This is a genomic window from Virgibacillus sp. GM2-2, assembly GCF_055329585.1.
The window spans coordinates 1-13,481 of the sequence record NZ_JBUZWC010000012.1 but is presented as its reverse complement, the minus strand read 5'-3'; the positions used below and the strand labels follow the sequence as shown (position 1 = coordinate 13,481).

The 13,481-nt window shown below is 38.0% G+C and carries 12 protein-coding genes; 6 read left to right on the top strand and 6 right to left on the bottom strand.

The window, feature by feature from the left end:
* Window positions 1-62: 62 nt before the first annotated feature.
* Window positions 63-683 (bottom strand): response regulator, encoded by a 621-nt coding sequence (locus ACY9Z2_RS13605; protein ID WP_463610196.1) that lies wholly within the window; start codon window positions 681-683, stop codon window positions 63-65.
* Window positions 664-2,016: a sensor histidine kinase gene (locus ACY9Z2_RS13600; RefSeq protein WP_463610195.1), complete on the bottom strand. Its 1,353-nt coding sequence runs from the start codon at window positions 2,014-2,016 to the stop codon at window positions 664-666. Before ACY9Z2_RS13600 ends, ACY9Z2_RS13605 begins: the two co-directional genes overlap by 20 nt.
* A 142-nt stretch (window positions 2,017-2,158) precedes the next feature.
* On the opposite strand from ACY9Z2_RS13600, the gene ACY9Z2_RS13595 reads away from it, so the two are divergent.
* On the top strand, window positions 2,159-3,325 hold the full coding sequence (locus ACY9Z2_RS13595; protein ID WP_463610194.1) for a M20 metallopeptidase family protein: 1,167 nt from the start codon (window positions 2,159-2,161) through the stop codon (window positions 3,323-3,325).
* Window positions 3,326-3,329: 4 nt separating this feature from the next.
* Here the strand turns inward: ACY9Z2_RS13595 and ACY9Z2_RS13590 are convergent, their stop codons facing one another.
* Together ACY9Z2_RS13590 and ACY9Z2_RS13585 are read right to left on the bottom strand one after the other, a co-directional pair.
* A complete protein-coding gene (locus ACY9Z2_RS13590; protein ID WP_463610193.1) occupies window positions 3,330-3,764 on the bottom strand; it encodes a hypothetical protein in 435 nt (144 codons plus the stop codon).
* A 16-nt stretch (window positions 3,765-3,780) separates the two neighbouring features.
* The gene (locus ACY9Z2_RS13585) at window positions 3,781-4,182 is read right to left on the bottom strand and encodes a hypothetical protein (RefSeq protein WP_463610192.1); all 402 of its coding nucleotides are present in this window, start codon (window positions 4,180-4,182) and stop codon (window positions 3,781-3,783) included.
* Between the two features lie 214 nt (window positions 4,183-4,396).
* On the opposite strand from ACY9Z2_RS13585, the gene fabI reads away from it, so the two are divergent.
* The 5 genes from fabI (at window position 4,397) to ACY9Z2_RS13560 (ending at window position 9,964) form a co-directional block, all read left to right on the top strand.
* The gene (gene fabI / locus ACY9Z2_RS13580) at window positions 4,397-5,176 is read left to right on the top strand and encodes an enoyl-ACP reductase FabI (protein WP_463610191.1); all 780 of its coding nucleotides are present in this window, start codon (window positions 4,397-4,399) and stop codon (window positions 5,174-5,176) included.
* A 459-nt stretch (window positions 5,177-5,635) separates the two neighbouring features.
* Entirely contained in the window at window positions 5,636-5,731 is a 96-nt protein-coding gene (locus ACY9Z2_RS13575; RefSeq protein WP_463610190.1) for a putative holin-like toxin, read from the top strand.
* Between the two features lie 473 nt (window positions 5,732-6,204).
* On the top strand, window positions 6,205-6,690 hold the full coding sequence (locus tag ACY9Z2_RS13570; protein ID WP_463610189.1) for a sigma-70 family RNA polymerase sigma factor: 486 nt from the start codon (window positions 6,205-6,207) through the stop codon (window positions 6,688-6,690).
* Between the two features lie 650 nt (window positions 6,691-7,340).
* The gene (putP, locus tag ACY9Z2_RS13565; protein ID WP_463610188.1) at window positions 7,341-8,858 is read left to right on the top strand and encodes a sodium/proline symporter PutP; all 1,518 of its coding nucleotides are present in this window, start codon (window positions 7,341-7,343) and stop codon (window positions 8,856-8,858) included.
* A gap of 155 nt (window positions 8,859-9,013) precedes the next feature.
* Window positions 9,014-9,964 (top strand): agmatinase family protein, encoded by a 951-nt coding sequence (locus tag ACY9Z2_RS13560; RefSeq protein ID WP_463610187.1) that lies wholly within the window; start codon window positions 9,014-9,016, stop codon window positions 9,962-9,964.
* Window positions 9,965-10,156: 192 nt separating this feature from the next.
* Here the strand turns inward: ACY9Z2_RS13560 and ACY9Z2_RS13555 are convergent, their stop codons facing one another.
* Both ACY9Z2_RS13555 and ACY9Z2_RS13550 read right to left on the bottom strand, forming a co-directional pair.
* Window positions 10,157-10,846: an aspartate/glutamate racemase family protein gene (locus ACY9Z2_RS13555; protein ID WP_463610186.1), complete on the bottom strand. Its 690-nt coding sequence runs from the start codon at window positions 10,844-10,846 to the stop codon at window positions 10,157-10,159.
* A 147-nt stretch (window positions 10,847-10,993) separates the two neighbouring features.
* The gene (locus ACY9Z2_RS13550) at window positions 10,994-13,048 is read right to left on the bottom strand and encodes a methyl-accepting chemotaxis protein (RefSeq protein WP_463610185.1); all 2,055 of its coding nucleotides are present in this window, start codon (window positions 13,046-13,048) and stop codon (window positions 10,994-10,996) included.
* Window positions 13,049-13,481: the final 433 nt, after the last annotated feature.

The following is a 13,481-nucleotide window of genomic DNA, read 5'->3' as shown; positions in this document are numbered from 1 at the left end:
TCACAGTATAGGAGAAAAAGTCGTTCGAACCTACAGAAAAAAAAGAGAAAAAAGCTTGCAATCTAATTCGTATACCATTGATAAAGCATTTTTGGTCGGCCAATCTTCTGATAGCTTGTAATTTGTTTTGCCTTACCGGTGTCGAGTAAATGCATGACATAGCGGTAAACTGTCGGATAAGCGAGGCCAACTTCTTTAGCAATATGATCAACAGACGCAGGCTTACTCATTGTTTGCATGTAATCCGCAATATGCTGTAAGGTTTTTTTACTAATTCCTTTCGTCGTAAAAACTTCTTCGTGCCTGTTTTGAGCACCCTGCATATTAGCTAAACGGATGTGCAGTTGAATCCGAGCAATGATATCTGGTGCTTTTACTGGTTTTAACGCAAAATCAGTAGCACCTTCTTGTAAAAATTGATCGGCAATCTCTTGTCGTTCATCGACAGTTAAAATAATTACTGGAACATGGTGGTCTACCTTTCGAATTGCAATCAACGTCTGATAGCCGTCCATTTCCGGCATATGATAATCAATTAATAGGACATCCGGTTTTTCTTCTTGAAAAAGTTCTAGCCCTTGTTTACCATTTTCAGCGGTTATAAAATCCCAACCAGCATATTTACATATTTCACCAAGCATGTAGCGTAATGATTGATCATCATCAATGATTAATATTTTCATCGCGTAGCACCTCCCTAGGAAACTTAATCCAAAAAGTAGTTCCTTTACCGTAAGCAGTATCTATATCAAGTAAAGCATTGTGATTTTCGACTACTGTTTGAACAAACGTTAAACCCACCCCTGGATGTGATTTTGTACTAAATCCAGGCTGATAGATTTTTTTCAGCTGCTTCTGTGAAATACCAATTCCGTTATCCTTTACACCTAGCCACAGTTCATTATTTACAAGTTTTGTGATAATCATTATTTTTCCACCACCGTTTTCGTTAATAGCGTCTCCTGCGTTATCAATGAGATTAACGATGGCTCGGGTTACCCGAATTTTATTAATATATAATTCAATATTTTCATCTGCCTGTAGAGAAAATTCATAGGTGATGGTTTTATCAGCTAATTTATTGGCGCGAACGTACTCGATTAGGTTTTTCAACGAGCACCAATTCTTTTTTTCGACATATAAAATTTCGGAGACCATATCACTTGTTGATTGGATAGCATCGGCAATGTTATCGGAGTATTCGGTGATGTCTTTTTCACTTGTTTTCAGGCGAATGAGTGAATTCAATCCATCTATGAGTGAAAGTGGTGTTTTCAAATCATGGACCAGATGTAGGGCTTCCCGTCCATTTCGTGATTCGATCATTTCGCCACGAGCAATATCCAGGTCACGGCTAATACGCCATTTTTGTTCAGAGACAGTAAGGTAAACAGCAAGAACAATGGCATTTACCACAAAAATACTGCAAAGCGTGACACTGTAAATGGACAAGGTATACCCATAATCAATAGTCAGCGCAATTGATTTTAACTCACTAGAAATTGGACCTCCACCAAAGTCGTAGGCTGAGAGGAGAGTCACCGTATCAAGCCATTGAATGCCAAACAAGATTTGCGTTAATACAAAAGATTTTAAGACAGGACGAAGACGGCCTTTTCCTAATATGTGTAATAACGTAATGGAAACGAGTAAGATCAACGCCGGTCCACCGAAGTGATAATTAAGTGGATTGTAAATATTAATGGTTAGGTAGACAAGTGGAATAATGACGAGTGGCACGATCATTTTTAGTATCGGTTTATTAAACCGGTACGCTAATTCATCGCCAAGTAAAAGTGCGCCAATATAATGGGGAATTGCGCGAACGGTATTCAACATGACGAGTACGAACGCAGTAAGCATAAGCGTATTCCCACTTGGATCATTTCGAAGCTGATCCATTAAATAGGCAAGTCCAACCGTGTCAACACCTAACCATAAAGGCATGGTAATCCCAATGATAATGAGGCTAATATGAATAATGATTCGAGTATTGGAATGCATGTTAGAAAACATTGCTTGCCCCCTTAGATGAGATAGAGAAAAAAAAGAAAAGAAATTGTTCCCCTTTACTTTATATGAAATAATTTTATTAATTCATTGTAGTATAAATCATACAAATTTGCACTTTAGAAAATAGATCATCGGGGTGATTGTCATGCAACTACTAGATAAGGCAAAACAATTCGGGAATCAATTAACGGAATGGAGAAGAAAACTTCATCAGAATCCAGAGCTTGGGTTTGAAGAACATGATACGTCAGCTTTTGTAATGGATACGTTACGTGAGATGGGTTATGTGGATGTTGAGCAGGTAGCTAAAACTGGTGTGGTTGCTTTGCTACACGGTAAAGAGCCTGGGCAAACGGTAGCTTTGCGGGCTGATATGGATGCATTACCGATTCCAGATGAAAAGGACGTTACGTATAAATCTACGAAGAATGGTATAGCACATTTATGCGGGCATGATGGACATACAACTATGCTATTAGGTGCGGCAAAACTACTAATCTCTAATCCTCCCAAAAAAGGGTCCATCAAATTGATTTTTCAGCCAGCTGAAGAAGGATTATTTGGTGCGGAAACATTAATAAAGCACGGTGTCTTGCAAAATCCAGATGTTTCGGCAATCGCAGGATTACATGTAAATCCCGACGTACCAACTGGGCATGTAACATGTGCACAGCGCGAAGTATGTGCAGCAGCTGATTTTTTCAAGCTAGAAATTATTGGTGAAGGTGGGCACGCAGCACATCCACATCGGGCAAAAGATTCGATTACCATTGCGGCTGAAGTGGTAAGTAGCTTACAGCAATTGATTAGTCGTGAAATTGATCCACTTGCACCGACAGTAATGACAATTGGACAGATCCATGGTGGTACCGCAGATAATGCGATTGCACCACGAGTAAAAATGGGAGGGACCGTTCGTACGTTAGACAATGATGTAAGATATACAATTGAAGAGAAGATGAATCGCTTAGTTAAAGGAATGACAGAAGCATTCGGCGCAACGTATTCGCTTGAGTATAATTATTTCTATCCTGCTTTGTTGAATGAGCGTACATTGGTGCCAACTGTAAAAGAAGCGGTAACGAAAACACTTGGCGCGGACCGTTTTCAAATAGCGAAGCCATCGATGGGTGGCGAAGATTTTTCTTTCTATGCCAATGAGATTCCAGGAGTATTTTTCCGGTTAGGTGTTAGAGATGAAGAAAAAGATGCGATTTATCCGCTTCATCATCCCAAATTTGATTTAGATGAGGATGCATTACCAAATGGAGCAGCAATATTAGCGCAGTGGGCATTGGATCAGTTGGGGTAGGGAGTTACTCCTTTTCTTCTGGCAATGTCTTTTGATTGGTTCTACGATATAGATCGTATTCCCTTGGGAAATATGTATTATTATGCTTGTCAACTCTTATACCAATTGTTAACAAGAATAGGCAATTCTTCTCCTCAATATATTTAAATATCAATCTGAAATCTGGTGTTGCATCTGGGGTTTGTTGTAAAGCCTTTGAGGAGAAGAACTTAATTTTACGATAACCATAAGTTGATAATTTTGGTTTTAAAAGTGTCTTAGAATTAGTTTTCCAATCTTTTTCTAAATGCTTCAGACAAATTGTAAATTGATTAAGAAACTGTTCAAACTTACTTTCATTCTCTCCAAATATTTTTTCATAAATAAATAGCAATTCATCATTAAAGCGATCATCAGCTATAAAGGAATATTGAGTACTTTGATAAAATTGTTTGTCCATAGTTAAGATATCCTCACTAATTGTCCGTTTCTTTTTTATTTGATTTTGTATAAACTACTTTTTTTAACTTTGAGGTAATATCCTCTGGAGATGATCCCACTATTAAATCAGAATTGCCATCTTCAAACCTTTCTGCCCGACTAGAATATTGTAGAGCAGCTTCGGCATCTTCAAGTAATTCTTCTAATTCTGTATTCCGTTCTTTTAATCTTTTCATTACTTCAATCATTTCTTTATATTTTGACCAATTCATTAATGCTAATTGTAGTTCATTATTGACAATTAACCCAACTTTGTCATGTTTTAATGTTTTTTCTACCCATTGTGATTGAGAAAGTTTTCTTAATTGGTTTCCAGGAATTAAGGTTTCCTCTTCCAAATAATCACTATACGTCACACCATTCTCTTTGATAATCATATAACCCCTCATTTCGTTATTTGTACATTTAAATGTACAAATATTTGTATATTATAATGTATTATAATTATAACATATTTGTGCTCGTATTATACAAATATATCGAACAACTATATCTTCCTAAAAATTTATATTGTGAACCTTATACATTTTTAATGAAATGTATTACAATAATGACATATTGACTATATGCAATAATAATGGAGGTACATACATGAACGGATTAATGAATGGAAAAAATATCGTTGTTATGGGTGTAGCAAATAACCGTAGCATCGCATGGGGCATTGCAAAGTCTCTACATAACGCAGGAGCAAACCTCATTTTTACTAACCGTCAAGAGCGCTCGAAAAAGAAATTGGAAAAGCTATTAGCTGATAATGACATGGAAGCAAAACAATTAGTTGCCTGTGATGTTTCAGATGACGAAAGTATTGCGAAAGCGTTCCAAGAAATTGGTGAAAAAGTTGGTGTCATTCACGGTATCGTGCATTCTGTAGCATTTGCTGATCGGGATGATTTAAACGGAGAGTTTGTAAACACATCACGTAGTGGTTACTTGATGGCACAAGACATTAGCTCTTATTCACTCGTTGCAGTTGCTCGTGAAGCACGTAAGTACATGACGGAAGGCGGAAGTATTGTTACGCAATCGTATCTAGGTGCAGAAAAAGTTGTGAAAAATTACAATGTGATGGGTGTCGCGAAAGCAGCACTTGAAGCAAGTGTCCGTTATTTAGCCGAGGATGTTGGACCTGCTGGAATTCGTGTAAATGCAGTATCTGCCGGCCCAGTCCGCACGCTATCTGCAAAAGGTGTATCTGGCTTCAATGATAAACTATCTATTATCGAAGAAAAAGCACCATTACGTAGACACATTGATCATGACCAAGTCGGCGATGCGACATTGTTTTTATTAAGTGAAATGGCTCGCGGTGTTACTGGAGAAGTATTGCATGTAGATTCTGGATTCCACATCATTGCAGGATCCTAATATTAAAAACAGCATGTTGATGAACATGCTGTTTTTTGTTCTTACAAAACGTATGTAAGTTTTCACGCATTGACATAAGAAAAATGCGCAATATTAATGGATTAACGCGCGTTAATTAATAAAAATCGCGCAACATACGAGCTGTTGAGCGATTACGCCTTGATACTGCGCGTATTCGCATAGACTACGCGATTTCAACTGATTGCTGCGCGAATTCTTCAACAACAACTAGGTTTTTGTCAAATGCAAGCTAAACAGTTTTCCCAAAGGTATGCGATTTTATGCATACCTTTTTTTCTGTGTCAAAAAGCTTAGCAAAGATTTGTACTTAGAATTACACGCAAACATTTGTTCGTATTTTGTGGTTTATTTGCCGATTTTTGTGCTATAATAGCAATTAGATAAGGTTCTTTTAGGCTTGGTCGGCTAACCCTACTAATGAAAAAGGGGGTGACGCCTTTGAGCATTTACGAGGTATTTATGATTCTCTTTGGGTTTGGAACGTTTTTAACTGCTTTGTTGACCCTCGTAGAAAAAATGATCAATAAAAAATAGACCTCCCTATTAACCCTCATTACAGTTGATTGGGAAAGGTCTATTCAGATTGGATAGCTGATCCCCTGGGGGAACGCTTATCGATAGGCCACAGTTGCAGCTGTGGTCTAATTATTATATGCACATTTCTACCTATAGTATACCACAAACTAACCAGTTGAAAAGAATATTAAGTCGAAATTTTACGTTAACCTGTCCTAAATAACTATTTTTGACAAAAATGTCACAAAATGTTCAAATTTATACACTGTTCTTGAAATTGTATGAAAATCAAAGAAAACTCCTACACCGTTCGACATTATAAGAACCGAATCGACATAATTCATCGCTGAAAGTAACCCGCTAAACGAACTTTCGACACTATTTGCTAACCTGCATCTATATTGACTTACATGAGATAATAAATATAGGTATATAGTATGATGTTTTGATTGGAATAGCTAGTGTCAGGAAAGCAGGGGGAAATGAAGAACTTGAATTTCAACGAGGTTGCTAAGGAATATAAAGATATGATTTATTACCATATCCATCGTTTAAACCTTAAGCGGCCACATGAAGATTATTTCCAGGAGGGATTGTTTGCCCTATGGAAGGCACATCAATCATTTGACGCCAAAAAGGGAAAATTCCCACGGTATGCTAATTATATGATTAAAAACAGGCTTTTGGATATGAAGCGAAAAGAGCGAGTACATATCTATCGAGATATGTACGTGAGACAAACACTTGTAAAGCAAGGAGCAAGTTATATGATGAAACCAGTTCAAGATCCATACTTATGGGAGTCGATTCAATCCAAAATGACAGTAAATCAATGGAAGTGGATTTATCAGCATATTATTCTTGATCAACCAATTAAATCAATTGCAAAAGGTGAAAACACTTCTATTGATGCTGTGAAAAGCTGGGGCAGACAATCCATGAAAAAGTTACGCAGGGATAGAGACATTTTACTATAAAATACTATTAATATGACGCTAGCTGTTAGTCACAATTACCTAAAACTATATACTGCATTACAACATAGATGCGCAAAAATCGTATATTTCCTGGGAAATACTACAAAGTTCCCAAAAATAAGGGCTATGGTACTTACTCTTGTTTCCTCGCTTTTTTGATTAAAATCCCATCTAAAAGGTAAAACAGTGTATATTCACTGGAGACTCCATTCCCCCTGAAGACGTTCGTAATCGATGCGAACGTCTTTTTTCTATACCGGTAGATTTCCCTATTACAGCTTGGCGATGTGCCATGTTGTCTAATAACATCAGAAATTATAAATGATGGTAGACCTATAAAAAAACTTCGACATTCGCTATTAATGACGAGGCGAATACCGGGGTTTTCTAATCTTTTCGAATAATTCTAGGTATTAACTAGTATGTTCAACTATAGAGTTAACTTGCTTGAAGCCATAGTGTTAATAATTTTGTTTAACTTGCCTGATTTGTTATACTATTTAGGACAATAGTAATATTTAAAAAATAGGGAGGGTGAAAGTATGGACTCGTTGCCTTTTGTATCATGGTTTTGGCTGTATGTTCCAATCGCAGCACTAATGATCATTGGAGTTATTACTTTTTTGATTGAAAGGAGACGTGATTAAACAGTGGAAGCTATTATTACTTTTTCTCTTTATTGTATTGGTATGTTAATCATTGGATTGTGGACATATAGTAAAACAAACTCACTTTCCGATTACATACTTGGTGGCAGAAGTTTAAATCCATGGGTAGCAGCACTATCCGCTCAAGCTAGTGACTTTAGTGGTTGGTTATTACTCGGTTTACCTGGTGCAGTTTATGCTTCAGGAATTAATGGTATGTGGATCGGTGTTGGACTTGCGGTAGGTGCTTATCTGAATTGGCAGTTCATCGCGGCACGATTACGTCGGTATACGAAAGTTTCAAAGGACTCTGAAACGTTACCGGAATTCTTTGAAAACCGATTTCGTGATAAAACACACTCCATACGTGTAGTTTCAGCGCTATTTATTCTTATTTTTTACATGATTTATGTAGCATCTGGACTTGTTGCTAGTGGTAAGTTATTTGTATCCATATTTGATGGAATGACGTTCACAACTGGATTGCTGATAGGAGCAATCGTGGTAATTGCTTATACGTTCTTAGGAGGATTTCTTGCAGCAAGTATTACAGACTTTATTCAAGGAACGCTTATGTTCCTAGCATTAGTTATTGCTCCAGTATATGTGATTTGGGGGAAATTAGGAGGTCTTACTGGACTTTGGGAAAAGCTCTCAGCGATTAATCCGGATTTACTCTATGCAACAAGGAGTGTTACCTCTGACTTTGCAAACGGTATTTACTGGGAAAGTGCCGGTGCAGCAGGATTTATTGTGATCATATCATTGCTTGCCTGGGGACTAGGGTATCCTGGACAGCCACATATTGTTGCTCGCTTCATGGGTATTCGCAGTGCAAAAGATGTTCCTAAAGCAAAAATGATTGCTATGATCTGGATTGGTATTTCCTTATGGGGTGCAATTTTTGTGGCACTTGCAGGTATTGTTTACTTCGGAAGTGGAACACCACTTGCTGACCCTGAACAGGTCTTTATACAGCTAATTCCTGCTATATTTGATCCATGGACAGCTGGTTTCTTATTAGCAGCAGTTCTAGCAGCAATTATGAGTACGATGGATTCGCAATTAGTAGTGGCATGTAGTGCTTTGGCGGAAGATTTTTATAAACCGTTTATTCGTAAGAAAGCTTCAGGGAAAGAATTAGTATGGGTTGGAAGGATCGCAACAGTCGTAATTGCATTAATAGCACTAGCAATAGCTTTCTCTGGAAGTCAAAGTGTTCTTGGTATTGTTTCTTACGCTTGGGCTGGATTTGGTGCAGTATTTGGGCCACCTGTTATTTTTGCACTTTGGTGGAGACGTACAACCGGATTAGGCGTATTGTTAGGAATGATTGTTGGTGGCGTTACAGTTATCCTTTGGGAGGTCTATCCAGCAATTGCAACCGCACTTGGTGTGGGTGGATTGTACTCACTTGTACCAGGATTCTTCCTAGCTTGTCTTGTAATCTGGGTCGTAAGTCTTGCGGGCAAACCGCATCCTGAGGTAGAAGAAGAGTTTAATCAAGTCTTAGCTGATTAATTTTGGGAAATATCCAAAGGTAGTATAGTTTACCTTTGGATATTTTTTTCAATACGTTAAAAAATAATAAGGTGTTAGCATAAAAATTGTATCGAGTAATGATCTTTGCGAGAATAGTACTAGAGATTAGATTATGGTTATAGGAGTGAATATAAATGAGAGAAGAAATGATTTATGGTAATACACCATGTTATTTAGGTGGTAAAAAAGTATCACTTGAAGATGGAAGTGCAAATGACCGTGATGTACTAGTTTATGGTGTCCCGTGGGAAGGTTCAGTAACATGGGGTGACTATACTGGGTGTGAGCTTGGCCCAAAAGTGATTCGACTTAACTCAGCACGGTATTCTGGTTATTTACCGGAATTGAATCATATTGATGTAAAAGAACATTATTCATTTGGTGATTTAGGTGATGTGGACGTTGTTCCTGCAGATACGCGTGAAACGATGCGTCGAATTGAACAATTTGCAAGTAAAGTGTGGCAAACGGATAAATTCCCTGTTGCTTTTGGTGGTGACCATGGGATTACATATCCAATCGTTAAAGCATTAAGCGAAGAAGTAGACGGTCAAGTTGGAATTATCCATTTGGATGCACATTACGATAACCATCCAGACTATGAAGGTGATCTTTACGCAAGAAGTACACCGTTCCATCGAATTTATGAAAGCGAAAGCGTACGAAATGAAAGTATTGTTCATATGGGGATCCACGGACCACGCAATAAGCCAGAAACAGGACGTTATGCAGATGAAGTTGGCGCAACAACGATTTCTGCTCGTCAAGTGAGACAGGCAAAAAGCTTGGTTGATTTAGCGCGTGATGCGTATAAAATTGCGAGTGAAGGTACAGAAGCTGTTTATTTAAGTATCTGTAGCGACGTGTTGGATTTCGCTTTCAATCCAGGTGGACCAGTTGATGGAAATGGTTTAACGTCATATGAATTGGTTGAGCTTGTCCATGAATTTGCGAAGCTAGGAATTCGTGGAATGGATTATGTAGAAGTATATCCGCAACAGGATGCAAACGATAATTCATCCCACTTTGTCTCAACAGTCGTTCTTTACGCATTAGCTGGAAAAATTTTAAACGAACAAAAGTAGTAAAATTAATGGACAATCTCCTAGTTGGTGGAGGTTGTCCGTTTTTTTATGAATATCGTCGAGATTCCCGAATACGATCCGAATTTCGTTAAAACGATCGAGATTCATGGAAATACGATCCAGATTACAAAAATACGGTCCGAATCTAGATAAATACGATCCAAATTCCAAAAACATGATCCTCACGACAAATTATGCTAACGAAAATTCAACAGCCTTTTGAACGTGGATATCCAATGTATTGTATATCGGAAGAGGGCTGTCAGCTTGCTTGATAATTAGAGGGATTTCTGTGCATCCAAGGACGATTGCCTGTGCGTCTGCTCTCCGAAGCCCTTCGATCATCGTAACTATTTTTCTTTTAGACGCATCCAAAAACTTTCCCTGGCATAATTCATTAAATATAATTTGATTAAGTTCACTTCGTCCGGTTGCATCAGGAGTTAAAACCTCAATCCCGCGCCTAATCAGTTTTTCCTGATAGAAATTTTCTTCCATCGTATAGCGAGTACCAAGTAGGCCGATTTTTGTAATATGATCCTTATTGATAGCTTCAGCTGTCGCGTCGCCAATATGTATCAACGGTATGTGGATCGACTGTTGCACACGATCCGCAACTTTATGCATTGTGTTCGTACAAATCAACATACAGTCAGCTCCAGCGACCTCTAAATCATTTGCAATATCCTGCAACATATTAGCTGCTTTATCCCACTGACCGGTTCGTTGAAAACTTTCCATTTCATTAAAATTCACGCTATACATCAAGCACTTTGCCGAGTTGAGCCCACCCATTTCCGATGCAATCCTTTGGTTAATTTTTCGGTAGTATTCCAATGATGATTCCCAACTCATTCCACCAATTAGTCCAATTGTTTTCACAGCTCATTCCCCCTTGTAATTCTATTAAGTTTAAATCTCAACATGTAAGCTGTCTAATAGAAAGCCTTAGCTGCACGTATGCTGATACTCATGTCTATATAACAAAAAAATACCATGCGTAGTTTCCACCTACACATGGCATAATTGTTATTTCTCAATCTTAAACTTGTTTACTTGTTCTTGCATTTGCATCGAATAATTTTCCAGTTCTTCCGCAAGATGGTTTAATTGTTCCATTGATGCCGTTTGTTGTTCAACAGAGGCAGAAATTTCTTCCGTTCCAGCTGCTGTCTCTTGGCTTATGGAAGCAATATTTTGCGTATTAGTTGAAATTATTTTTTCTTGTTCAACAATTGTTTTCATCGTGTTTATGACTTTTTCAATTAATTCATTATTCGTTCTGATTGTTTCTTGAATGTTAGTAAATGCTAATTCTGTTTGATCAACTGATTCAGACTGACTTTGGATAACGTTATTCGTTTTACTTACAAGTGATACCGTGTTTTTTGTTTCGTTTTGCATTTCTTCAATTAAGGTAGCGATATCGCCTAATGCACTTTCCGACTGCTCGGCAAGTTTTCGAACTTCATCTGCAACTACCGCAAAACCGCGGCCATTTTCACCAGCACGGGCCGCCTCGATAGCAGCGTTCAATGCAAGTAAGTTTGTTTGACTAGCAATATCCGCTATTTTCGTTACGATATCGTTTATATTTGTTGACTTCGTATCAAGGGATTTAATTGCTTTCACAACTTCAGCTGTCATTTCACCGGTTTCTTTTGATTGTGCGTGAAGCTGTTGAACAGTCTCTGATCCTTTTTCAGATACCTCATTCATGACTTTTGCCTCATCGTAAACTTTTTGGTTATACGTCTCGATTGTTTTGATAAGACTAGAAAGTTTCTCAGTCGCTACCGCATTTTGTTCCATCATTTCAGATTGTTCCCCAGCGCCAGTGGCGATTTGTTCCATCGTAGTCGATACTTCATTAGACGATGCAGTATTTTCTTCTGCACTCGCAACTAATGTTTGCGATGCCTCCGAAACATTGAATGAAACCTTCTTTACATTAACCAACATACTCCGCATCTGCGCTAACATATTTTCAAAGCTACGGGCAAGACTTCCGATCTCATTTTTCGTCTTTATGGAAGATATAGCAATCAGGTTCCCATTTTCAACTTCTTTCATCGTGCTTTCAAGCTGCTTGATCGGTTTGGTAATTCGTTTCGTAGTAAAGTAAGACACGATAACTGCAAGAATGATGATGATGAAAAGTGTTATCCCGATAGGAAGCAAAATGGATTGCGCTTCCTTTTCGAAATCTTTTTCAAATACAGTTTCACCGATTACCCAGCCGGTTTTCGAATTTGTTGTATATCCTAATACACGATTACCGCCATTAGCCTGATAGTTTATAACTCCACTCTCACCGTTTTCTTGAAGCTTTTTGTGAAAAGGCATTTGCTCTGAGCTCGTGCCTAAGAGTTTCTCATCAGGATGGGCGATGAAATTACCACTTTGGTCAAGGATAATCGCATATCCTGATTCACCGACTTTTATTTTACTTGTCATTTCGATTAATGTATCGACATAAATATCAGCACCTGCAACGCCGACTAGCTGACCATTATTATAAAAAGCTTTTGCAGCCGTAACGATCAATTTTTTCGTTGCAGTATCGATATATGGCTTGGTCCATATTACTTCGCCTTTTGCGTCAGCTGCTTTTTTGTACCAAGAGCTAGAACGAGGATCAAAATCGTTTCCCAATTCAACTACGGGATAAATAATTGTTTCACCAGTCTCTCGTATTCCAGCGTATAGGTTAGCAACTGTTGGATTTGCTTCTTTTGTTTCGCCTAAATAATCAATAAGTGCCACACGGTTTTCTGGTTTATAGGAAGTGAACAACTCATTTTCGACGAAACGGTTAATAATGCTTTCTGTATTGGAAAAAAATACATTGAACGTATCATTCAAATTTTCTGTTTGACTCTTAACACTACTAGCCATTTGGTCAACCATTGCGTTTGTACTAAATTTATAGCTCGTATAGGAAATGACCGCACCTGCGATAATTAATAATAATAAAAATGGCAGTAAAATTTGACGTTGCAATGAGCCTTTGGCTTTCTGTTTTACTTTCTTTTTATCTTTGGCTATTTTCAACTTCTGTTGCTTGCTCGCATTCTTGTTCATCTAATTCACCCTTCAATTCTGTCTAGTAAATAAAGTCCCTACATTATTATCGGAAAAAATGTCGAAACCTGTATAGTGCATGCACTGTTTTTTACAACTGGAGGGTAGCTAGCGGACACAGGATTCTTTATTTGTGCAAAATAAGGGTAAATGTGGTTGTTATCGGACTTAGGGTTCCTTATTCGGGTAAAAACAGTTGAAAATCATGTTATTTAGCTGAATAAGGCATCCTGTGTCCGTTAATCCTCAAAACAACCGTAAATAAGGTGAATAAGGCATCCTCAGTCCGATACCAAATAGTGTACTTGAGTTCACAGGTGAAGGAAATTGCGAACTAATGAAAATTCATGTTTATGGTAACAGCAACGTTGATTTCCACTGCGGGCAGTCGCGCACCTTAGGGCGGCTGGTGAGCCTCCTTGCCCCGGCAAGG